Here is a 22,845-nt window from a genome sequence, read left to right as displayed (position 1 = left end):
AAGCTTGCCGTGGCTTAACGGCGCGCCTGCAATGCCTTGAAGATCAACATGCCCGCCAGCATGGCGATCACGAACACCCATGCCTGCCAGTGCCCGGTCGGCAACAACACCAGCGCCGGTCCGGGGCAGATGCCGGCAATGCCCCAACCGACCCCGAACAACACGCTGCCCCCAATCAACCGTCGATCCAGTTCACGACTGACTGGCAATTGCATCGGCGCGCCCAGCAACGACGTGGGGTGTTTCATCGCCCAATGAAACGGTGCCCAGGCCACTGCAATGGCCGCGACCATGACCAGCGCCAAGGACGGATCCCACGCACCGGCAATATCGAGAAACCCCAGGACCTTGGCCGGATTGGCCATGCCTGCCAGCAACAGGCCGATGCCGAACAACAGCCCGGCGACAAAAGCCGTCAGTTTTTTCATGCTCAAAACCCCAACAAATGACGCAGCACAAACACCGTCACAAACCCTGCGAACATGAAACACACCGTCGCGACGATGGAGCGCGGTGACAGCCGCGAAAGACCGCACACGCCATGGCCGCTGGTGCATCCCGAGCCATAGCGGGTGCCGATACCGACGCACAATCCAGCGACGACCAGCCCCACGGCACCGGTCTTGAACTCAATGGCCGGCCATGCCTGAAACAATGCCCATACCAGTGGCGCGGCCAGCAGACCGACGATGAACAAGGCTTTTTCACCACGACCCGAATCCGTCGGCGACATCAGGCTGCCCAGCAACCCGCTGATTCCGGCCACCCGTCCATTGGCCACCACTAGCAGACTGGCGGCCAATCCGATCAACGCGCCGCCTGCCAACGCGGACCACGGGGTGAAGTGAATCGTATCTAGCATCACGGCGACTCTCCTGACAGGTCATAAACAGCATTAAAACACTTAGTTGTTTGAGCTTGGGGCTGCATCTGTAATGTCACGCACCAAGAACACGGGCAGGAAATGTTTGCCGCACTATCCCATCCCCCTGCGGTCGTAATCTTCACAGCTCGGCGCTAATGCGCCGCCGAACACGTGGAGATCCAATGAGCCAGGACGTCCTGACCACCGAAACCAATCGCCGCCAGTTGCAGCAAATCATCGCCGGGTTGTCTGACGGGGTGATTCTGCTGGAACTCGACCAGACGATCCTGTGGGCCAATGCCGCCGCGCTGGCCATGCACGGCGTCAGCGAGGTCGGCGAGTTGGGAGTCAACGCCAAGGCGTACGCCAAGCGCTTCGCCTTGCGTTACCGCAACAATCACCCGTTGCCGCCGGAAAACTACCCGATCAGCCGCGTCGCCAAGGGCGAGACTTTCAGTGATGTGCTGGTAGAAGTGACGCCAGTCGACGACGAAGAGCGCTCCTGGGTGCACAACGTGCGCAGCATGGTGTTGGCTGACAGCGCCGGGGAACCGGAGTCGCTGGTGCTGATTATGGATGACGTCACCGAGTGGGCCAGCGCTGAGCAGCGGTTTGAAAAGACCTTCAACGCCAACCCCGCGCCAGCGGTGATCTGTCGTCTCAGTGACTTGCGTTACATCAAGGTCAATTCCGGCTTTCTGGAGATGACCGGCTATACCCGTGATCAGGTTATCGGAGTGTCCACGTATGAACTGGACATTCTTGAAGGCGCTGAAAAGAAAGACCTGGCGATCGAGCGACTGCGCGAACACACCACGATTCCGCAGATGCAAGCCGAGCTGAGAGTCGCCGGAGGTGGCAGCAAACAGGTGATCGTCGCCGGGCAACCGCTGGAGTTGCACGAAGAAGATTGCATGCTGTTTTCCTTCGTCGACATGGAACCACGGCACAAGGCCGAAGTTGCCTTGCGCCAGAGCGAGGAGCGCTTTGCCAAAGCCTTTCGCTTGATGCCGGTCCCGACGCTGGTCTGCAACGCAGAGGACCAGGTGGTGATCGATGTCAATGAAGCCTTCCTCGATACCCTCGTGTACAGCAGTGAAGATGTCCTCGGTAAAACCGTCGCGGAGATCGATTTTATCGAGGACAAGGTCGCCCGCTCCCGGCTGTTTGCGGTGCTGGAGAAGTCCGGAAGCCTGGACCGGGTCGATGTCAGGATCCGCAAGAAAGACACGCAGTTGATCGACTGCGCGGTGTCAGCCGACATGGTCAACATTCAAGACAATCCCTGCTATCTGTTGGTGTTGATGGACATCACCGAACGCAAACGCACTGAACTTGAGTTGGTGGCGGCGATTGAAGAGGTGATGAAAGACGCCTCCTGGTTCAGCCGGACACTCATCGAAAAGCTGGCCAATGTGAAGAGCGTCAACTCGCCGCAATTGCCCAGCGTGTCCTTCACCGACCTGACCGCCCGGGAGCGCGATGTACTCGAGCTGATTTGCGAAGGACTGGCCGACAAGGAAATCGCGGCGCGTCTGAAGCTGGCGCCCAATACTGTGCGTAATCATGTGTCGACGGTGTATTCCAAGCTCGACGTGCACAGCCGCAGCGAAGCGATTGTGTGGGCGCGGGAACGGGGATTGTTCGCCAGCGAACGGCGACCCAAGCCACCGCGATAGGGTGCAAATGCACTAGTCAGGCCAGTGCAAATGAATGTTTTGGCTAGTGCTCAGTGTTTTTAATCTGTGAGGGTGCGACATGGGGTTTTTTGACCTGTGCCGCGTCCTCTATGAAACAGATTAAGGAACAGTCGCATGCTTCCCCAATTCCACACCGTTGCAGTTGACGGGATAGCCAGCCAGCCCAAGGGTGAGTTGTGATGATTCATATAGCGCAATTGCGCGCGCAACTGGAGCAGCAGTTTTCTCCCCGTGCCTGTGAATGCAGTGTTTCGGGCGATAACTCGGTGACGGTGAAGCTTTATCATCCCGTCTCGGGGCAGGTAGACCTCGTGGTCAGCGGACTGAAGGTCACGAACCTCGGAACACCCCAAGCGATTCAGGCGCTGGTTGAAGAGTTGCGCTATGAACTTGAAAGTAACAGCTTGCACCGCTCGGACAAAGGGTAGTGGAGGCTGTCGTTTTATACGTTGAACAGGGCCAAAGTGGCTTGTTTGCTGGCATTGACGGGTGACTGGGCTATAAGAAATGCGAGGGTATAATTTTCTGTGACCGGTCCGCGGGTTCGCGGTGTTGTCGTCGGGTCGCGGAAAGTGTCGATTACTGACCGCGAGTCCGCCTATGAACAGTTTTGGTAAACGTGTTTTTTCGCCTCTGTCGCTCGCTTTCAGCGTGGCGATTCTCGGCGGTTGCGCCAGTCCACCGCCTCCACCGCCAGCCGCTCCGCCGCCGGCTCCTCAAAGCACTTGTGAAACCACCGATAAAACCGATGTACAAGGCGATGCACGGGTTGATGCGCAAGTCACCCGCACGACCACACTGACCCGTTGCGTCACCCAGTAGGACCGGGCGAAAGCCTCTTTCAAACCATGGGCGACGGATCGCCCGTGGCATACCTCGCGGGCGATTTGAATCGCTTACGTGCCTCAAACTTCTTCTATTGCGACCCACCGTGACTCGTTCGCAGCCAAGCGAATCGCTGTCGCCAGGCGTTCGACTTCCCAGGCTTGCTCAAAGTCAGTGCCTCCTTGGGAAAGGCCGGCGAGGGCCAACACCAGGTCATGCACTTCCAGGGTCTTCAATTCGTTGTAACCCAATTGGTGACCCGCCGCCGGGCTGAATGCTGCGTAACCTGGCAGTTCCGGCCCCGCCAGTAAACGCTGGAAACCGTCCTGGCCGGCGCGATACAGGTGCAATTCGTTCAAGCGCTCCTGATCAAACGCCAGCGTGCCTGCGGTACCGCTGATCTCGAAACTCAGGTGATTCTTGTAACCTTGCTTGAGCCAACTGCTGCTGAATGTCCCTTGAGCGCCATTGGCGAATCGCAGCAGCGCATGGACGTGATCGTCGACCGCAATGGGCCGTTGTTCGTGACTGCCGGCCGTAGCGGGACGCTGGCGGTGCACGGTTTGAGTGCTTGCACAAACCGCTTCGACGTCACCCACCAGATACCGCGCCATCGCCAGCAAATGGCTGCCCAGATCCGCCAGCGCGCCGCCTGCATGACCGGCATCGCAACGCCACGACCAGGGTGAAGCAGGATCGGCCATGAAATCCTCGCTGAACTCCCCCTCAAAACTGATGATCTGCCCCAGCTTGCCGCTGTCGATCAATGACCGCGCCAACTCGATTATCGGGTTGTGCTGATAGTTGTAACCCACCCGCGTCACCACACCGGCCGCTTTGGCCGCCAGGCGCATGGCGGTGGCTTGCTCCAGGTTCACCGCCAACGGCTTTTCGCAATACACCGCTTTGCCGGCGGTGAGGGCGGCCATGGCCATGGGGTAGTGCAGATGATTGGGCGTGGTGATGGCGACGACATTGACCTTCGGGTCATCGATCAACTGTTGCCAGTCGGAGTGAGCCGTTTCAAAGCCCCAGGCCTCGGCACAGTGCCGGGCGCGCTGCGGATCGGCATCGGCGAGGGCGGCAAGCTTGAGTTTGAGGGGAAGTTCGAAGACGGCGCTGACGTTACGAAACGCCAAGGCGTGGGCACGGCCCATGAAGCCTGTGCCGATGAGTCCGATACCGAGTTCGCGCATAGCTGGGGCCTTTTGGAATTTTATTTTTGATAGTGCTATATATGGAATAAAAATTCCCAATGCGCAACAGGTGGAATAAATATTCTTGATGCGAGGGTGTGCACAGGGATCAGCGAAATGGCTACAGCGCTATGCGTCGTTGCCTACAACGCTGCAGGAATCCGCTGGCTTGTGCCTTATGAGAGGGGCCTATATCGTTTTCGGGAGAGCACATTGGAGACAAAACACGGGCTTTGATGACGGGACATAGACCGCAGACTATATTGGCCGCTAACTAATCCAGTTCGAGTAATGCTACGACGCTCGGACAGAGGTGGCCATGTCGAAGGATCTCGAAAAAACAACCAGTCTTTTCGTTAAAGGTGATCGTCACGAAGCCAAATCTGTGCGTGATGCTGCCGGGTTTCAGCGCGGAGGCATCATCCGGTTATCAAGCGGAAAAATAGTGAGCGGTCGTACCAGCACGGCGAAAACAACCCCCCGTAAGTCATACGGACTTATCGCGGCAGCTATTGCAAAAAGTGGATCAGGAGTGACATTCAATATGGATAGTGTAGGGCTCAAGACATCGGCTGAGGCTGGCTGGATCATGGTTGGATCAAACGGAGTCAGGATATCGGCCGCCACATACGCGTCGGCACGTATCGATGAGTATGCAACTGAGATGCTTAAGGATCCCAACAAGGTTAGGGCGTTTTTCAAGCGGGTGAACGGGGAAGCCAAGGCTCGCTGATGTATTGCATTTCTCCTTCTTTCGTTCTTGGTTTCCATGGGTGTGAACGGGACATCGGCGAGCGCGTACTGGCCGGTGAAGAAACGCTTCTGGATAGTACCAATGACTATGACTGGCTTGGTCGCGGTGCCTACTTCTGGGAGAACAACCCGCAACGCGCACTCAGTTTTGCGACTAATGCACAAAAGCAGCGCTCGATCAGAAATCCATTTGTGATCGGAGCTGTGATTGATCTGGGCCGTTGCCTGGATTTCACGACTGAGAGTGCTTTACGTGAGATCCGTCAGACTTACCTCTGGCTTGAAGCCGCCTCAAAGGAAAAGGGCGGCCAGCCACTCAAGAGAAACAAGCCATATCTACGCCGTCTGGATTGTCAGGTCATCGATGCTTTACATACTTTTCGGGAGTTTACGGAAGCGCCTGCGTACGATTCTGTTCGTTCGCCGTTCTGGGAGGGGGAAAGTTTGTACCCAGACACGGATTTCATGCATGAAACGCACGTTCAGCTGGCGATCCGGAATGTTAAGAGCATCAAGGGCTATTTTAGGGTTCTGGATTTGACTGGGAAGCCCGTTGAGTTCGTGCGTGATCAGTAGTTTCTGTCACTGGCCCTGAATTGATCCGTGGGACGCTTGGCTCTGGGGTGAAAAAAAGGCAGCCAAGGCTGCCTTTTTTGTTCATCCGGTGAAATGGATCAGGACAAGAACCCGCCATCCACATTCAGCGAAACCCCGGTGGTGTAGCTGGACGCATCGCTCGCCAGATACAACACGGCGCCGGCCATTTCACTCGGGTCTGCTACACGCTTGAGCGGGATCTGCTGCAGCGCGGTGTTCAAAATGGTCTCGTTCTTCACCAGCGCGGAAGCGAACTTGGTGTCAGTCAGGCCTGGCAGCAGGGCGTTGCAGCGAATGCCAAACTGCGCGCACTCCTTGGCGAACACTTTGGTCATGTTGATCACCGCCGCTTTGGTCACCGAGTAGATGCCCTGGAAAATACCCGGCGAGATGCCGTTGATCGACGCCACGTTGATGATGCTGCCGCCGCCCTGTTCGCGCATCAGCTTGCCGGCTTCGACCGACATGAAGAAGTAACCGCGAATGTTCACGTCGACGGTTTTCTGGAAGGCGCTGAGGTCGGTGTCCAGTACGTTGCAGAACTGCGGGTTGGTTGCCGCGTTGTTGACCAGGATGTCCAGGCGCCCGAACTGTTCGCGGATGCCGGCAAAGACCTGGCTGATCTGCTCCATTTCACCAATGTGGCAAGCCACGGCGGTGGCTTTGCCGCCGGCGGCGATGATGGCGTCGGCCACGTGTTGGCAGCCGTCGAGTTTGCGGCTCGAGACGATGACGTGGGCGCCTTGCTGGGCCAGGAGTTTGGCGATGGCTTCACCGATGCCACGGCTGGCGCCGGAGACGAAAGCGATCTTGCCGTCGAGGTCGAACAACTGAGTCTTGGACATGGGGTTCTCTTTTAAAAAGTCTTGTTATTGGGCCAGGCGCGTAATCAAAGGCTGGATTTCTGGATGACTTGCAGGCTCATTTGCTCCAGCAGTTTGTTCATGTGAATGAACTGCGCGAAGCGTTTGTCCTGGGTCTGACCATGAAAGAAGCGGTAGTAGATCTGTTGCACGATGCCGGCGAGGCGGAACAGGCCATAGGTGTAGTAGAAATCGAAGTTGTCGATCTGGATGCCTGAACGCTCGGCGTAGTAGTCAACGAACTCGCGTCGAGTCAGCATGCCCGGGGCATGGCTGGGCTGGCGTCGCATCAGTTGCACCGGCGCCGGGTCGGCGGCTTCGATCCAGTAGGCGAGGGTGTTGCCCAGGTCCATCAGCGGGTCGCCAAGGGTGGTCAGCTCCCAATCGAGCACGCCAATGATCTGCATCGGGTTGTTCGGGTCGAGGATCACGTTGTCGAAGCGATAGTCGTTATGGACGATGCTTGAGGTCGGGTGATCGGCTGGCATTTTGTCGTTCAGCCACGCCTTGACCGCTTCCCACTTTGGCGCATCCGGTGTCAGGGCTTTTTCGTAGCGATCGCTCCAGCCCTTGATTTGCCGTGCGACGTAGCCTTCGGGTTTGCCGAGGTCGCCCAGACCATAGGCGTTGTAGTCGACGCGGTGCAGTTCAACGAACTTGTCGATGAAGCTCTTGCACAAAGCTTCGGTTTTCGCCGAATCCAGGCCCAGTTCCGGGGGCAGCTCGGAGCGCAGGATGATTCCCTTGACCCGCTCCATCACATAGAACTCGGCGCCGATCACTGATTCGTCGGTGCAATGCACGTAGGCTTTCGGGCAATACGGAAAACCGTCGCGCAGTTGATTGAGGATGCGGAATTCGCGGCCCATGTCATGGGCGGACTTGGCTTTGTGGCCAAACGGCGGGCGGCGCAGGACGAACTCCTGTTCCGGGTATTCCAGCAAGTAGGTCAGGTTCGACGCGCCGCCGGGAAACTGGCTGATCCGGGGTAAACCGCTCAGGCCCGGAATGTGGGCCTTGAGGTACGGATCGATCAGGCTGGCATCGAGTTCTTCGCCGGAGCGGATACGGGTGGACTGGTCAGTAAGCGCCATGCTTATCCCTTCTGCTTATTCTGGAGGCCTGCGATTATTGGCTAATCTAATGCGCACACCCGGCCCCCACAACCAACATCGGGCCTTATAGGTGAGCGTGTTGCCGGGCAATCATTGTATTTGATACACCTGTTTGAATGGCTTCAAGGCTCCACGCTGCTCAGTGCTGACGGCAAGGTAATGGGCGTCAGCACCGGATGTCCGGAGAAGAACGCCACCAGGTTTTTCCCCACCAGCTCAACAGTCCCTTGAGTCGCCTCCGGGGACAATCCCGCGACGTGGGGCGTCAGGATCACATTAGCCAACGTCTTCAAGGCATCGGGCACTTGCGGCTCGGCATCGAACACATCCAGTGCGGCACCGGCGATGCGTCGTTGTTCCAGTGCGCTGACCAGGTCGGCGGTGGCGATCACAGAGGCCCGGGCAATGTTCACGACAAAGCCTTTCGGGCCCAGGGCGTCGAGTACTTGCTTGTTGATCAGGTGTTTGGTGCCCAGCCCGCCGGGTGTGGCGACGATCAGAAAGTCCGAGGCGCGCGCCAGTTCGGTTGGCGTCGAGCAGAAGGTATAGGGAACGTCACTGCGATGCTGGCGATTGTGGTAACTGACGGTCATGTCGAAGCCGGCGCTGGCACGCTTGGCGATGGCCATGCCGACGGCGCCGAGGCCGAGAATCCCCAGGCGTTTGCCGGCCAGGGACGGGCGCATGATCTTCGGCCACTCGCCTCGGCGCACGGCGGCGTCGCAACGGGGAATATCGCGCACCAGCGACAGCAACATCGCCATGGCATGGTCGGCGACCGAGGAGGCATTGACGCCGGCGCCATTGGTCACGGTGATGTCCCGGTCGGCAGCGGCTTGCAGGTCGACGTGTTCATAACCGGCGCCGATCACGCAGATGATCTTAAGGTGGGGCAGCGCGGCGATTTCATCGGCATACAGGCCCAAGGGGCCGCGGGTCAGCACGGCATCGATCTGACTGCCGTGCCGAGTGATAGCTTCTGCGCGTTCGGCAGGTGTCGGGGCCAGGATCAGGTGAAAACCCTGATGCTCGAGAATCGGCAAATAATCGTTGATGGTTTCAACCAGTACCAGAACGGTTGCAGGCATGCTGGGCTCCTGTAGGCATCGGAATGTCGGTTCTAGAATGTTGCTTCAGATTGCTGATTCCAGAGGAGTTTAGCAACGGCCGGGGATTGCACACGCGATTGATTACACCGTTGATCCTTGCGCTGTCAAAAATGTCCGGGCAGCGTCGAGAATTTCATCGGATAACACGTCTCCACGGGTGGCGCGGGCCAGGGTCAGCGCGCCGACCATCAGCGAATAGTCCACCAATGCTTTTTGCCGATTGGCTTCAGGTGAGTCGCCTCCCATCAACGGCGCAAGCATCTGCAGCAAGGCTTCCAGCCCTTCGGTGTAGGTCTGGTGCAAACCGCTCTCAGCCGTTTCGTGGCACATGTCGCCCGCAAACGCGGTCACCGGGCAACTGTCGCCGGGGTTGTCGCGATTGGCCGCAGAGAGGTAGGGCGCGATGATGCCCGTGCGCGCCGAGAGGGTGTCGTCGTTGGCGTCTATTTTCTGCTTCCAGCGCTCCATCGATTGAGTGAACGCCCGAGTGCAAGCCTCTTTCGCCAGCGCTTCCTTGGACTCGAAGTGTCCATAGAATCCGCCATGGGTCAGGCCTGCTGCGCCCATCACATCGACGACGCTGATGCCATGCAGGCCGCGCTCGCGAAAGAGCCGCGTGGCGGCCTCGACGATAATCTCGCGGTTGAGTTCGGCTTGTTTACGGGAGACTCGAGGCATGGCGGCTCACAGGTATTGAGTAACTGGCATCATAGGAAACAGTGGTCGTGTGTCAGGACTTCACTTTCGCCGTAACAGTCGGGGTTGTAGTTGGTTTTTGTGTGCCCGATTGCAGGACGTAAACGCCGCCCAGGATCAGCAGCATTGCCAGCAAGTCGAGGAGTTTGAGCGGTTCACCGACCAGCAACGTGCCGATCAGCAAGGCAACCACTGGCGGGATGTACGTGACACCCGAAGCGGCGAGGGCGCCCAACCGTTGCACGATGTAGTAATAAAGGATGTAGGCCACGCCGGTTCCGGCCAGTCCCAGGCCCAGGATGACCCCGGCCAGCGCCACCGGATCGAGTGAAATGTGCGCGATGCCATGCATGTCGGTGACAAGCGTGATGAGCACCAGGGCGAAACCGATCTGATAGGTCGACAGCGCCAGCGGTGACAACCCCAGCGGTGTGATGAATCGTCGGGCGTAGACGAACGAACAGCCAACGCTCAGCGAGCCGGCGATCATGTACAGCACGCCGCTGGCGTCTACGCCGGCCGCCAGGCTGTTCCAGGGACGTGCAATCAGTATCACGCCGATAAAGCCAAGGAAAATGCCGAAAGCCGTGCGGGCGTTCAGGGGTTCGGCACGCAGGAAAAGCCACGCAGTGACGAATGCAAACAAAGGGATCGCGCCGCTGAGCATACCGGCCACGCTGGACAGCAATAAAGAAGTGCCTTTGGCGAAGGCGTAGTAATAAATCGCCGTCGCTAGCAGAGCCATCACCAGGAAGTGATGGCTATAGCGCATGTGCGACCAACTCAAGCTTCGACGCGCAAGGGCGAATGCCAGGATCGGCAAGAACCCGAACAGCACCCGCAGGAACACGATTTGTGTCGGCGAAATCCATTCGGCCGCCCACTTCATGAAAATGAAGTTAGTGCCCCAGATCAGGCCGAGCAATGCGAACGCGATATACGCGGCCTGTTTCATGGGTGTGCTCCCGGGGTTGGTGCAAAGGGGGTATCAACCATCAGACCACTCAAATGGCGTATTGAGCGATCCCGTTGCCAAATGACCAGTTCTCTTTCTTGACCTCCACCAGATTGATGAAGACATCTTCCAGGCGTATCGCCAGTTCCGTATTAAGGCTCTCGGCGATGGTTTTGTAGAGCAGTTTTTTCTGTTCGACGGTGCGGCCTTCGCTCAGGGTGATCTGGATGACCACCAGAGCGTCGGTGCGGTTGATGCCCAGATAGCCGGGATCAAAGATGAAATGCTGCTCGTCGTGTTCGGCAAGGATCTGGAAATTATCGTTTTCCGGCACACCAATGGCGCTGTGCATGGCGGCGTAGATCAACTGCCCGACACGCTTGGCGAACGTGGGGTCTTGATGCTGTTTGATATCGACGCGAACGAGTGGCATGGGAGGGCTCCGTGATGGGGGCTGCCGGTCAGCAGTCAGGACTGAAAGTACATGACGCTCATCTTTTGTTAAATAGATTTTTTTTAACATCTATTTAATGTGACGCCTGAGAATCTGATCCGTACAACCACTCCTCAGCTAAGTCTTTGCTTCTGTTGATTAATCCCGGACAATCGCGCCCCTGTTTCGGCCAGGGCGCTGCCCGTCGGATTTTTCCGACTCGTCCTGACCGGGTAGCAAATGACCGGAATGCGGAGATCCCACCGGATGAATGATCAGGCCAATAGCGTCGACGAACGCTATGTAGCGGCGACACCAGCGACCCTCACAAGCTGGAATCGCCATGACACCACCTGGATGCTGGGCCTGTTTGGCACGGCCATCGGCGCGGGTACCCTGTTTTTACCGATCAACGCAGGTCTGGGCGGCTTCTGGCCGTTGCTGATTCTGGCGGTGTTGGCGTTTCCCATGACCTTTTACGCGCACCGTGGCCTGACACGCTTCGTGTTGTCCGGCCGCGAAGGCGCCGACATCACCGAAGTGGTGGAAGAACACTTCGGTCTCAAGGCTGGCGCGCTGATCACCTTGCTGTATTTCTTTGCGATCTTCCCGATCCTGCTGATCTACAGCGTGGCTCTGACCAATACCGTCGGCAGTTTCCTTGAGCATCAACTGCACATCATGCCGCCGCCACGCGCTGTGCTGTCGCTGGTGTTGATCCTCGGTCTGCTGGCCGTGGTGCGGTGTGGCGAGCAGGCGATCGTCAAGGCCATGAGCCTGATGGTGTACCCGTTTATTGTGGCGTTGCTGTTCCTGGCGGTGTTCCTGATTCCTCACTGGAACGGTGGCATCCTGGCCACCGCGTCGACCTTGCCCGAGCCGTCGGCGCTGTTGCACACGTTGTGGCTGGCGATTCCGGTGATGGTGTTTTCGTTCAACCACTCGCCGATCATCTCGGCGTTCGCGGTGGACCAGAAGCGCCGCTACGGTGAACACGCCGAGGAGCGCAGCTCGCAGATCCTGTCTCGCGCCCACGCCTTGATGGTGGTGATGGTGCTGTTCTTCGTCTTTAGTTGCGTACTGACCCTGTCCCCGGCGCAACTGGCCGAAGCCAAGGCACAGAACCTGTCGATCCTGTCGTACCTGGCCAACCACTTCAGCAACCCGACCATTGCTTTCGCAGCGCCGTTGATTGCGTTCGTGGCCATTTCCAAGTCATTCCTGGGTCACTACATCGGCGCCAGCGAAGGCCTTAAAGGCCTGATCGTGAAAAGTGGCAAGCGTCCTGCGCCAAAGACGCTCGACCGTCTGACCGCCGCCTTCATGCTGGTGGTGTGCTGGGTGGTGGCCACGCTGAATCCGAGCATCCTGGGCATGATCGAAACCCTCGGTGGCCCGGTCATCGCGGCGATTCTGTTCCTGATGCCGATGTACGCAATCCGCAAGGTGCCGGCAATGGCCCGTTATCGCGGCCAGGCGTCCAACGTCTTCGTGACAGCGGTGGGGCTGGTGGCGATTTCGGCGTTGATCTATTCGTTGACCGCCTGACGCATGATCGCTCTCGCGCTCTGCGTGGGAACGATCAACGCTAAAAAACGCTGCTTCTTGAAAAAGGGGTGGCGTTTTTTTATGGCGTAGGCCATGACCCAAAGCACACACCCAACCGGATTAACGGTTAACCTAGAGCCATCTTGGCGCGTCGTAGACGGCTTGTTGATCTTTTTCTGGAGACGCTCCATGGCTCGTGCTCAAGGCGTATCGGTGCAACCCCTTGCCGATTCCCCCAACCGTTGGCGAGACCTGTTGGCCGGGCTGTCGATTGCCGGTTTGCTGTTGCCGGAGGCGGTGGCCTATTCAAGCATCGCCGCGGTGCCGCCCCAGGCCGGGGTCATTGCATTGTTCGCCGGTTTGCTGTGCTACGCGTTGTTGGGCACCAGTCGCTTTGCGATTGTTTCGGCGACGTCTTCTTCGGCGGCGGTTCTGGCTGCTGCCACCGCCACCTTGGCTAATGGCGATTCGGGCCTGCGCATGACGCTGGCGATCGGTCTTGTATTGGTCACCGGCGGATTCTTTGTGTTGGCCGGGCTGTTCAAGCTCGGCAGCGTTACCTCGTTTATCGCCAAACCGGTACTGCGCGGCTTTGCCTTGGGGCTGGCGCTGACCATCATCATCAAACAGTTCGCGAGCATCGTTGACGTGCACCTGAGCAACGGCAACCTGATCCATTTTGTCCCGCAATTGCTGGAGCAGTGGTCGCAATGGAATCGCGTTGGTTTGCTGGTTGCAGCGGTCGCATTGCTGGTGTTGGGGCTGTGCGCGCGGTTGCGGCATGTCCCGGGTGGTTTGCTGGTGGTGGCGCTCGGCATCGCCGCCGGTCAGTGGCTGAACTTGCCGGCTTACGGGGTGGATCTGATCGGGGTGATAGACCTGAGCCTTGAAGTGCCAAGGCTGCCGGTGTTGCCATTTGCCGATTGGTTGCGCCTGGGGGAGTTGGCGTTTGCCATGGTGATGATTCTGTATGCCGAATCCTACGGTTCGATTACCTCTTTTGCGCTCAAGCATAACGATCGGGTTTCGTCGAACCGTGACCTGCTGGCCCTGGGGGCGGCGAATCTGCTGTCTGGCCTGTTCCATGGCATGCCGGCAGGCGCCGGTTATTCCGCGACGTCGGCCAATGAGGCGGCGGGTGCTGGTTCACGGCTGTCCGGTGTGGTCGCGGCGGCGGTGGTGTTGTTGATCGTTCTGACGGTATTGCCCTACATCGCCTTGACGCCTGAACCGGTGTTGGCGGCCATCGTTATTTATGCTTTGGCGCGGGGGTTGAGTCTTCAGCCATTGGGCCGCTATTTCATCTGGCGTCGTGATCGCTTGTTGGTGATTTGTGCGGTGGCGGCGGTGCTGGTGTTGGGCGTGCTGGACGGTTTGCTTGTGGCGGTGGCAATCAGTGTGGTGTTGATGCTCAAGCAGATGTCGTCGGCGGATATTCAGGTGCTGGGGCAGATGGGCAGCAGTCATGATTATGTTGATGTGCAGCGTCATCCGGATGCTCATGTAATCCCTGGCGTGCTGATTGTGCGGCCTAGCGAGGCGCTGTTTTTCGCTAACGTGGAGCGTATTTTGGGTGGCGCGTTGCGTCTGGCGCGGCATGCGGAGCCGCCGGTGCATACGATTATTCTTAGTCTGGAGGAGTCGCCGGATCTGGATGGCACCAGTATCGAGGCGCTGGAGGTGTTCTTTTTGCAGGTACGGGCGTTGGATAAGTTGTTGATTCTGGCGCGGCTTAAGCATGAGGCGAAGGCGGTGCTTGCGGTGTTGCCGACGCGGGAGTTGGAGCAGGTGTTTCTTAGTGGGTTGAGTGTTGATGATGCTGTGCGGCAGGCTCTCAAGCCTTCTGTTTAGTGGCGGCCTTTGGGCCGACCATGTTTTGGGTTGGTTGGGTGTATATCCGTTGCTGCGGTAACGGCGGCTTAGGGTTTCGCCCTGACGGCGACTCACTTTTTTTGACAAACGCCTCAAAAAAAGTAAGCAAAAAAAAGGCTCGCCCCGACGTCCGGCCCCTCGCTTAGGCTCGGTGTTCCTTCGTTCCGGCATTCATCTGGGGGCATCGCCTCCGGTCTGCTTCGCGACGACCTCCTCTCGATGTGTTCGACTTCGTCGAACGGCGCTACGCGCCTACCCCCCAGATAAACGCCTCCACTCAGCCTGCCGAAGGGGCGGGTAGATCAAAAGCTGCAGGCGAGCTAACGCTCGGCCTGTTGAGTGGTTAAAAGCGGGCGGTGTACCTTGGTTTTTTATTGTGGGAGCTGGCCTGCCAGCGATGGCGGCCTGCCAGCCGACCAATCTTCTGCAGATGTACCCATTCCCCTGTGGGAGCTGGCTTGCCAGCGATGACGGCCTGCCAGCCGACCAATCTTTTACAGATGTACACCGAACCCTGTGGGAGCTGGCTTGCCAGCGAAGGCAGCCTAACAATCGACCAATCTTCTGCAGATGTACCCATTCCCCTGTGGGAGCTGGCCTGCCAGCGAAGGCAGCCTGCCAGCCGACCAATCTTTTGCAGATGTACCCATTCCCCTGTGGGAGCTGGCCTGCCAGCGATGACGGCCTGACAGCCGACCAATCTTTTACAGATGTACACCAAACCCTGTGGGAGCTGGCCTGCCAGCGAAGGCAGCCTGCCAGCCGACCAGTCTCTTGCAGATGTACACCGAACCCTGTGGGAGCTGGCCTGCCAGCGATGACGGCCTGCCAGCCGGCCATTATTTTGCAGATGTACACCCTTCAATTGAAACATTGCAGGCATAAAAAAACGCCGCTCATCTCTCGATGGGCGGCGTTTTTTATGGCGTTGCTACGTTAGGCTTGAACGACCGGAATGTTGGCGTTCGCAGCAGCTTCACGGAACTCGGCGATCTGGTCGAAGGACAGGTAGCGGTAGACATCGGCCGCCATGCTGTCGATCTTGCCAGCGTATTCCATGTATTCCTCGACGGTCGGCAGGCGACCCAGGATGGAAGCAACGGACGCCAGCTCGGCCGAGGCCAGGTAGACGTTCGCGCCGTCACCCAGACGGTTCGGGAAGTTACGGGTCGAAGTCGACACCACAGTCGAGTTCGGCTCTACGCGTGCCTGGTTACCCATGCACAGCGAGCAGCCTGGCATTTCCATGCGTGCGCCGGCTTTGCCGTAGATGCCGTAGTAGCCTTCTTCGGTCAGCTGGTGAGCGTCCATCTTGGTCGGAGGCGACAGCCACAGACGGGTTGGAAGCTGACCTTTGACCTGTTCCAGCAACTTGCCGGCAGCGCGGAAGTGACCGATGTTGGTCATGCACGAACCGATGAACACTTCGTCGATCTTCTCGCCAGCAACGCTGGACAGCAGACGGGCGTCGTCCGGATCGTTTGGCGCGCAGAGCACAGGCTCTTTGATGTCGGCCAGGTCGATTTCGATGATTTCAGCGTATTCGGCGTCAGCATCGGCAACCATCAACTCAGGGTTGGCAACCCAGGCTTCCATCGCTTGAGCACGACGTTCCAGGGTACGCACGTCACCGTAGCCTTCGCCGATCATCCAGCGCAGCAGGGTGATGTTGGAGTTCAGGTACTCGGTGATCGACTCTTTCGACAGCTTGATGGTGCAACCGGCAGCCGAACGTTCAGCCGAAGCGTCGGACAGCTCGAAAGCTTGCTCGATGCTCAGGTTGTCCAGGCCTTCGATTTCCAGGATGCGGCCGGAGAAGGCGTTCTTCTTGCCTTTCTTCTCGACGGTCAGCAGGCCAGCCTGGATCGCGAAGTAAGGAATGGCGTGAACCAGGTCACGCAGGGTGACGCCCGGTTGCATTTTGCCTTTGAAGCGCACCAGGATCGATTCCGGCATGTCCAGCGGCATGACGCCGGTGGCTGCGGCGAACGCTACCAGGCCGGAACCGGCCGGGAACGAAATGCCCATTGGGAAACGGGTGTGCGAGTCACCACCGGTACCGACGGTGTCCGGCAGCAGCATGCGGTTCAGCCAGCTGTGGATGATGCCGTCGCCCGGACGCAGGGAAACGCCGCCGCGGGTCATGATGAAGTCAGGCAGGGTGTGGTGGGTGGTCACGTCGATCGGCTTTGGATAGGCCGCGGTGTGGCAGAACGACTGCATCACCAGATCAGCGGAGAAGCCCAGGCACGCCAGGTCTTTCAGTTCGTCACGGGTCATCGGACCGGTGGTGTCCTGGGAACCCACGGTGGTCATTTTCGGTTCGCAGTAGGTGCCAGGACGAACGCCTTTGCCTTCTGGCAGACCGCAAGCCTTGCCGACCATTTTCTGCGCCAAGGTGTAACCCTTGGTGCTTTCAGCCGGAACTTCCGGCAGTTTGAACAGGGTCGAAGGTGGCAGGCCCAGTTCGGCACGGGCTTTTTCGGTCAGGCCACGGCCGATGATCAGCGGAATACGACCGCCGGCACGGACTTCGTCCAACAGCACCGGAGTCTTCATTTCGAAGGTGGTCAGGACTTCGTCAGTGCCGTGTTTGCAGACTTTGCCAGCATGCGGATACAGGTCGATCACGTCGCCCATGTTCATGTTGGTTACGTCGAATTCGATCGGCAGTGCGCCAGCATCTTCCATGGTGTTGTAGAAGATCGGAGCGATTTTGCTGCCGAAGCAGAAACCGCCGGCACGCTTGTTCGGGACGTAAGGAACGTCGTCGCCGAAGAACCACAGCACCGAGTTGGTCGCCGATTTACGCGAAGAACCGGTACCCACCACGTCGCCGACGTAGGCGATAGGGAAGCCGGAATTGCGCATTTCTTCGATCTGCTTCATCGGACCGGTGACGCCTTGTGCGTCTGGCACGATGCCGTCGCGAGCCATTTTCAGCATGGCCAGGGCGTGCAGCGGGATGTCCGGGCGGGACCAGGCATCAGGGGCAGGGGACAGGTCGTCGGTGTTGGTTTCGCCGGTGACCTTGAACACGCGCAGGCTGATCTTGTCGGCCAGTACAGGGCGGTTCTTGAACCACTCGCCGTCAGCCCAGGATTGCAGCACGCCTTTGGCGTGAACGTTGCCTTGTTTGGCGCGTTCTGCGACGTCGTGGAAGGCGTCGAACATCAGCAGGGTGTGCTTGAGTTCCTTGGCAGCGACTGGCGCCAGTTCGGCGTCGTCCAGCAGGTTGACCAGTGTCACGATGTTGTAGCCGCCTTGCATGGTGCCGAGCAGTTCAACAGCGCGTTTCTTGTCGATCAGAGGGGAGGTTGCTTCGCCTTTGGCCAGGGCAGAGAGGAAACCGGCCTTTACATAGGCTGCTTCGTCCACTCCAGGTGGTACGCGATTGGTGATCAGGTCAACGAGGAAAGCTTCTTCGCCAGCCGGGGGATTTTTCAGCAGCTCGACCAGGCCTGCAGTTTGTTCGGCGTTAAGCGGCTGGGGAACGATACCCAGTGCTGCGCGCTCTTCGATATGTTTGCGGTAGGCTTCAAGCACAGTTATTACCCTCATCAGTGGTCCCAAATGGGTGTCCGGGACGCTCATCCCGAAATTGCCGTACTCATGCGCTGCATGGCGTTGTGGGCCACTTAGCCAGAATTACCGACAATTCCTTACAGAAGCTGCTTTCAAAGTTTTACGCCTGCAGAACGGGAGCTGATGAGGGTTGGCGTTGGGTTTTTCCCCGCTGGAAAAACCCGTCGCCAACACCGCTCTGAAGGAACGACTGTGCTCGTGACGCTTTGAAAACAGCTTCTAACGGACATTGGCGCCTTAAAAGGCTGGCTGATTCTACGGCAAAAAAAAATTAAAGGTAAGTTAGGCCATCAAGATTGAGGGGTGATCAATGTTAGACAAAGGGCTAACATGCCGGCCTGTTCTGCTTTCCCGTGTTTTGCCTACCTATGCCCAATCAGACCATCAAGACCCCCTGCGTCGGCCTCTGTTCCACTGTTTACGGTGATCTGGTGTGCCGTGGCTGCAAGCGTTTCCACCATGAAGTGATCAACTGGAATGGTTACAACGAGGAAGAAAAGCGCGCGGTGTGGCTGCGTCTGGAGCTGTTGCTGTCGCAGGTGATGGCCAGCAAGCTGGAAGTGTTCGACCCCCAGCGCCTGCGTCTGCAGCTGGAGCAGCGCAAGATTCGCTTCGTGCCGCACCAGTCCGAGTATTGCTGGGCGTATCAGCTGATCGCCCGTGGCGCGCGGGTGATCAACAACCTGGAAGCCTACGGAATGGTGCTGATGCCGGAGTTTCGCGACTGGAACCTGCCGGAGCTGCGCGATGCCATTGATCGGGAGTTCTTTCTGTTGTCCGAGGCGCATTACCAGCGCTACATCGCGCCGGGCTTTCTCAAGGACGCCTTCGGCGGGTAACCCTTGCCCGCGAAGGCGATCTGCTTGACGCCGAACATCTCAATGCTGGCTCACGATCTCTTCCAGATGATCCATGATCTCTTCCGGCTTGAGCACCAGCACATCGCTCTCGACCGCATCGAGCACCACTTCGGCGGTATTGCCGATCAACGCCCCTGATAACCCGGACCGCGCGACAGTGCCAATCACTGTGACCGCGGCCTGAAGCTTGTGCGCCATGTACGGGATCAACACATCCGCAGGCCCTTCGGCGATATGCAGGTGTTCGTCATCAATGTCGAACTCGGCCTGAAACGCCTTGCACTGCTCGCGATAACGCGCCTCGATGGTTTCGCTGAGCTGTAGCGTTGGATCGGACGCCGACAGCATCGGTGACGGATGGGCGCTGATCACATGCAGCTTGGCCTTCGCCAGGCTGGCAATGTCATAGCCGTAATCAATGATGGTGTTGTGCAAGTCGCGGTGTTCGTCATCGGTATTGCCGACATCGATCGCCGCCAGAATCACCTTGTCCTTCCAGGAACCGACGGTTTTTACCAGTAGCACCGGGGACGGGCACGTGCGCAAGATCTTCCAGTCCTCGGGCGTCAGCAGCGCCTTTTTCAGCGGGCTGTCGGGGTAATGCTGTTTGATCACCAACCCGCAGCCTTCCGCCTGCTGCACATCGTTGATGGTTTCATGCAGGCTCTCGTTCCAGGCCTGTTCGGTGGTAACGCTGTAGCCGTCCGCCACCAGCGCCGCCTTGAGCACGCCCAACATCGCGCTATGGTCATGCTTGCGGTCGCAAACCAGCAGGTGCAGATGAGCCTGGGTGACCCCAGCAATCAATTTGGCCCGCTTGAGCGCCAGGCTTTCCGAGTGTTCGGGTTCAATGATCACCAGAATGCTGCGTATGGCTTGCATGATCGGACCTCCATCAACGATAAAAAAGCATGGCGTTGGACAACTATAGTTGCTGGTCGCCAACCGGGTACTTGATGCATATCAACGGTCGCGACTGGTGGTCTGCCGGCAGGCCGGTATAATCGGCGCCCTTCGTTTTGAACCTTTTATCCGTGAGCCCCATGATCCTTCCCGAAATTCACGAGTTCCTCGGCTGCCGCACCCCCGATGGCTGGGTCCAGGCCGCGCTTGCCGATCAGGAAACCCTGCTGATCGACCACAAGAACTGTGAGTTCAAGGCGGCCAGCACGGCGTTGAGCCTGATTGCCAAATATCACTCTCACGTCGACCTGATCAACCTGATGTCGCGCCTGGCCCGGGAAGAACTGGTTCACCACGAACAAGTCATGCGCCTGATGAAAAAGCGCAAGATTGAGTTGCGTCAGCTCTCCGCCGGACGTTACGCCTCGGGGTTGCGCAAAGTGGTGCGTAGCCACGAGCCGGTGAAACTGGTGGATACCCTGGTGGTGGGCGCGTTTATCGAGGCCCGCAGTTGCGAGCGTTTCGAGGCGCTGGTGCCGCATCTGGACGAAGAACTGGGCAAGTTCTACTTTGGCCTGCTGAAAAGCGAGGCCCGGCATTTTCAGGGTTACCTGAAACTGGCTTACCAGTACGGTGATGCCAAGGACATTGCTCACGTCATCGACAAGGTTCGCGCCGCCGAACAGGAACTGATCGAATCGCCGGACGTGGAGTTTCGTTTCCACAGCGGCGTGCCTGTCGCCGCATAACTCCGATAGATGTCATGTTTTGATTCAATATTGTAAAAAACTCTTAAGAGTATGAAACATCGCCAAAAACCGGCCCTTGAGGCCGGTTTTTGCTGCCTGCAATAACCGTCCCGTCATTGATTGGCGCCATAATGCCGCCCACTTCACACATGGGTTGGCAGACGGTCGATATGGATAGCCTGGGTTTTGGCAAAGTATTGCTGGTGGAAGACGACGAGAAACTGGCCGGGTTGATCGCGTATTTCCTGTCCCAACACGGCTTTGAAGTTCGGCAGGTGCATCGCGGTGACCTGGCGTTGGCCGCGTTTCTCGAATTCAAACCGAAAATGGTCGTGCTCGACCTGATGCTGCCGGGCCAGAGCGGCCTGCAGGTATGCCGCGAAATTCGCAGTGTGTCCGATACGCCGATCGTCATCCTGACGGCCAAGGAAGACGACCTCGATCATATTCTCGGCCTGGAGTCCGGCGCCGACGATTACGTCATCAAGCCGATCAAACCGCCAGTGCTACTCGCACGTCTGCGGGCCTTGCAGCGCCGTCAGACACCCGAGAGCAGCGTGTGCAGCGCCCTGGAGTTCGGCCACCTGAGCATCGACCGCAGCTGTCGCGAGGTCAGGCTGGCAGACGAAGTCATCGACATGACCACCATGGAGTTTGAGCTGTTGTGGCTGCTCGCCAGCGCCGCCGGCAAGATCCTGTCCCGCGACGACATCCTCAACCGCATGCGCGGCATTGCCTTCGATGGCCTCAACCGCAGCGTTGACGTCTACATCAGCAAACTGCGCGGCAAGCTCAAGGACAACCCGCGCGAACCGATGTGCATCAAGACCGTTTGGGGCAAGGGTTATCTGTTCAATCCGTTTGCGTGGGAGCTGTAGATGCTGCGGTTATTTCTGGGGTTGTACCTGGTACTGGCGGTGGGGTTGGTGCTGGCATTACAGACGGTCGAGCATACGTTCAACGTGCTGCTCGATGGGCAGATGCAGGCCTATAACCGCGAGGCGGTTCGGGGTCAGGCGTATTCGCTGGTCGAGCAATTGCACGGCCTGGAAGGCTCGCAACGCGAGCAACAACTGGACACGCTACGCCCGCACTACGGTCTGGGACTGAGCCTGGTCGAGGCCGATCATCTGAGCCTCGACGAACATGAAAAAGCCTTGCTGGCCGAAGGCAAACTGGTGATTCGCGAGAAGTACACCCAGTTCATTTCGTCGATCGATGGCGGTGCCCAGCTATTGAGCATCAAGCTGCCGCCCGAGCCGAGCCTGATGCCGTTCTACATTTCTGCGGCCTATCTGATGCTGGCCGTGCTGATCGGCATCGTGCTGTTTTTCTGGGTCCGACCGCACTGGCGTGATCTGGAAAAACTGCGCCTGGCGGCCGAGCGCTTTGGGGATAACGACCTGTCGTCACGCATTCAGCTGTCCAAGCGCTCGAACATTCGCGACCTGGCCGAACACTTCAACCTGATGGCGGCTCGCATCGAAGGCTTGATCGCCAACCAGCGTGAGCTGACCAACGCGGTGTCCCACGAGTTGCGCACGCCGATTGCCCGACTGTCGTTTGAGCTCGATCAGCTCAAGCAGCAACCCGATCCGACCCAGAGCGGCGAACTGATCGCCGACATGTACGCCGACCTCGGCGAGCTGGAGGAAATGGTCTCCGAGTTGCTGACCTACGCCAGCCTGGAGCGCGGCGCCACGGTGATCAACCGAGAGAATATTCAGGCCATCAGTTGGCTGGACAGCGTGGTGGGCAGTGTGGCGCTGGAAGCCGAAGCCGCCGGGGTGCAGTTGGTGATTGTCGAGTGCCAGGTCGATGAGGTGCGCATCGAACCGCGCTTTATGGCACGAGCAGTGATCAACCTGTTGCGCAATGCCATTCGCTATGCCGATGAACGAGTGGAAGTGTCGTTGGTGCGCACCGGTGATCACTATGAAGTGCAGGTCAACGATGATGGGCCGGGCGTGCCGCTGGACGGGCGTGAGAAGATTTTCGAACCGTTCTCGCGACTGGACGCCAGTCGCGACCGTCGCACCGGTGGTTTCGGCCTGGGATTGGCGCTGGTGCGCCGGGTGTCGCAATCCCATGGCGGCCAGGTGGAAGTGGCGGATTCGCCGTGGGGCGGGGCGTCGTTTCGCATGACCTGGGCGCATCTGGATTAGGTCGGGGGCTCTCACTGGCGCCATCGCGAGCAAGCTTGCTCCCACATTGGGTCTGT

21 protein-coding genes are annotated in these 22,845 nt (G+C 58.4%); 10 read left to right on the top strand and 11 right to left on the bottom strand.

Annotation, left to right across the window (positions count from 1 at the left end):
* Positions 1-14 precede the first annotated feature (14 nt).
* Both ACM6I0_RS12310 and ACM6I0_RS12305 read right to left on the bottom strand, forming a co-directional pair.
* Entirely contained in the window at positions 15-428 is a 414-nt protein-coding gene (locus ACM6I0_RS12310) for a DUF6691 family protein (protein ID WP_285431265.1), read from the bottom strand.
* Positions 429-430: 2 nt separating this feature from the next.
* Positions 431-862: a YeeE/YedE family protein gene (locus ACM6I0_RS12305; RefSeq protein WP_414922548.1), complete on the bottom strand. Its 432-nt coding sequence runs from the start codon at positions 860-862 to the stop codon at positions 431-433.
* Positions 863-1,047: 185 nt separating this feature from the next.
* On the opposite strand from ACM6I0_RS12305, the gene ACM6I0_RS12300 reads away from it, so the two are divergent.
* Both ACM6I0_RS12300 and ACM6I0_RS12295 read left to right on the top strand, forming a co-directional pair.
* Positions 1,048-2,544: a helix-turn-helix transcriptional regulator gene (locus ACM6I0_RS12300; RefSeq protein ID WP_285431269.1), complete on the top strand. Its 1,497-nt coding sequence runs from the start codon at positions 1,048-1,050 to the stop codon at positions 2,542-2,544.
* Between the two features lie 200 nt (positions 2,545-2,744).
* Positions 2,745-2,993, top strand: a complete 249-nt coding sequence (locus ACM6I0_RS12295) for a DUF1652 domain-containing protein (protein WP_285431271.1) — start codon at positions 2,745-2,747, stop codon at positions 2,991-2,993.
* A 477-nt stretch (positions 2,994-3,470) separates the two neighbouring features.
* On the opposite strand, the gene ACM6I0_RS12290 is transcribed toward ACM6I0_RS12295, so the two are convergent.
* The gene (locus ACM6I0_RS12290) at positions 3,471-4,586 is read right to left on the bottom strand and encodes a Gfo/Idh/MocA family protein (RefSeq protein ID WP_285431273.1); all 1,116 of its coding nucleotides are present in this window, start codon (positions 4,584-4,586) and stop codon (positions 3,471-3,473) included.
* 319 nt (positions 4,587-4,905) lie between these two features.
* Here ACM6I0_RS12290 and ACM6I0_RS12285 point away from each other — a divergent pair, with 319 nt between their 5' ends.
* Together ACM6I0_RS12285 and ACM6I0_RS12280 are read left to right on the top strand one after the other, a co-directional pair.
* Positions 4,906-5,319, top strand: coding sequence for a hypothetical protein (locus tag ACM6I0_RS12285; RefSeq protein WP_285431274.1), 414 nt, complete (start codon positions 4,906-4,908; stop codon positions 5,317-5,319).
* Entirely contained in the window at positions 5,319-5,915 is a 597-nt protein-coding gene (locus ACM6I0_RS12280) for a hypothetical protein (RefSeq protein WP_285431275.1), read from the top strand. Before ACM6I0_RS12285 ends, ACM6I0_RS12280 begins: the two co-directional genes overlap by 1 nt.
* A gap of 98 nt (positions 5,916-6,013) precedes the next feature.
* Here the strand turns inward: ACM6I0_RS12280 and ACM6I0_RS12275 are convergent, their stop codons facing one another.
* The 6 genes from ACM6I0_RS12275 to ACM6I0_RS12250 all read right to left on the bottom strand — a co-directional run bounded on the left by ACM6I0_RS12275 (position 6,014) and on the right by ACM6I0_RS12250 (position 11,107).
* Positions 6,014-6,781: an SDR family oxidoreductase gene (locus ACM6I0_RS12275; RefSeq protein ID WP_285431277.1), complete on the bottom strand. Its 768-nt coding sequence runs from the start codon at positions 6,779-6,781 to the stop codon at positions 6,014-6,016.
* Positions 6,782-6,825: 44 nt separating this feature from the next.
* Positions 6,826-7,893, bottom strand: a complete 1,068-nt coding sequence (locus ACM6I0_RS12270; protein WP_090184718.1) for a phosphotransferase family protein — start codon at positions 7,891-7,893, stop codon at positions 6,826-6,828.
* A gap of 143 nt (positions 7,894-8,036) precedes the next feature.
* On the bottom strand, positions 8,037-9,002 hold the full coding sequence (locus ACM6I0_RS12265) for a 2-hydroxyacid dehydrogenase (RefSeq protein ID WP_414922383.1): 966 nt from the start codon (positions 9,000-9,002) through the stop codon (positions 8,037-8,039).
* Positions 9,003-9,104: 102 nt separating this feature from the next.
* Positions 9,105-9,701 carry a TetR/AcrR family transcriptional regulator gene (locus ACM6I0_RS12260; protein ID WP_285431280.1) on the bottom strand — a complete coding sequence of 199 codons (597 nt, stop codon included), beginning with the start codon at positions 9,699-9,701 and terminating at the stop codon, positions 9,105-9,107.
* A gap of 52 nt (positions 9,702-9,753) precedes the next feature.
* On the bottom strand, positions 9,754-10,674 hold the full coding sequence (locus ACM6I0_RS12255) for a DMT family transporter (RefSeq protein ID WP_414922382.1): 921 nt from the start codon (positions 10,672-10,674) through the stop codon (positions 9,754-9,756).
* Between the two features lie 49 nt (positions 10,675-10,723).
* On the bottom strand, positions 10,724-11,107 hold the full coding sequence (locus tag ACM6I0_RS12250; RefSeq protein WP_285431283.1) for a tautomerase family protein: 384 nt from the start codon (positions 11,105-11,107) through the stop codon (positions 10,724-10,726).
* A 267-nt stretch (positions 11,108-11,374) separates the two neighbouring features.
* Here ACM6I0_RS12250 and ACM6I0_RS12245 point away from each other — a divergent pair, with 267 nt between their 5' ends.
* Together ACM6I0_RS12245 and ACM6I0_RS12240 are read left to right on the top strand one after the other, a co-directional pair.
* Entirely contained in the window at positions 11,375-12,655 is a 1,281-nt protein-coding gene (locus ACM6I0_RS12245; protein WP_285431285.1) for a serine/threonine transporter, read from the top strand.
* 189 nt (positions 12,656-12,844) lie between these two features.
* Complete coding sequence (locus ACM6I0_RS12240; RefSeq protein WP_414922381.1) at positions 12,845-14,506, top strand: SulP family inorganic anion transporter; 1,662 nt, start codon at positions 12,845-12,847, stop codon at positions 14,504-14,506.
* A 957-nt stretch (positions 14,507-15,463) separates the two neighbouring features.
* On the opposite strand, the gene acnB is transcribed toward ACM6I0_RS12240, so the two are convergent.
* Positions 15,464-18,073 carry a bifunctional aconitate hydratase 2/2-methylisocitrate dehydratase gene (acnB, locus tag ACM6I0_RS12235; protein WP_285431333.1) on the bottom strand — a complete coding sequence of 870 codons (2,610 nt, stop codon included), beginning with the start codon at positions 18,071-18,073 and terminating at the stop codon, positions 15,464-15,466.
* A 407-nt stretch (positions 18,074-18,480) separates the two neighbouring features.
* On the opposite strand from acnB, the gene ACM6I0_RS12230 reads away from it, so the two are divergent.
* Positions 18,481-18,951: a DUF1289 domain-containing protein gene (locus tag ACM6I0_RS12230; protein ID WP_008149863.1), complete on the top strand. Its 471-nt coding sequence runs from the start codon at positions 18,481-18,483 to the stop codon at positions 18,949-18,951.
* Positions 18,952-18,990: 39 nt separating this feature from the next.
* Here ACM6I0_RS12230 and ACM6I0_RS12225 read toward each other — a convergent pair whose 3' ends face one another.
* The gene (locus tag ACM6I0_RS12225; protein ID WP_285431288.1) at positions 18,991-19,854 is read right to left on the bottom strand and encodes a universal stress protein; all 864 of its coding nucleotides are present in this window, start codon (positions 19,852-19,854) and stop codon (positions 18,991-18,993) included.
* Positions 19,855-20,015: 161 nt separating this feature from the next.
* Between ACM6I0_RS12225 and ACM6I0_RS12220 the strand changes: the two genes are divergently transcribed.
* From ACM6I0_RS12220 to ACM6I0_RS12210, 3 genes are all read left to right on the top strand, one after another.
* Positions 20,016-20,624 carry a tRNA-(ms[2]io[6]A)-hydroxylase gene (locus ACM6I0_RS12220; protein WP_090183294.1) on the top strand — a complete coding sequence of 203 codons (609 nt, stop codon included), beginning with the start codon at positions 20,016-20,018 and terminating at the stop codon, positions 20,622-20,624.
* Positions 20,625-20,794: 170 nt separating this feature from the next.
* On the top strand, positions 20,795-21,502 hold the full coding sequence (locus ACM6I0_RS12215; protein ID WP_285431334.1) for a response regulator: 708 nt from the start codon (positions 20,795-20,797) through the stop codon (positions 21,500-21,502).
* Positions 21,503-22,789 carry an ATP-binding protein gene (locus ACM6I0_RS12210; protein ID WP_285431291.1) on the top strand — a complete coding sequence of 429 codons (1,287 nt, stop codon included), beginning with the start codon at positions 21,503-21,505 and terminating at the stop codon, positions 22,787-22,789. It begins immediately after the preceding gene.
* Positions 22,790-22,845 lie beyond the last annotated feature (56 nt).

This window comes from Pseudomonas sp. IT-P294 (genome assembly GCF_949767865.1).
Classification (GTDB): domain Bacteria; phylum Pseudomonadota; class Gammaproteobacteria; order Pseudomonadales; family Pseudomonadaceae; genus Aquipseudomonas.
This window is presented reverse-complemented; position numbering and strand designations above follow the sequence as displayed.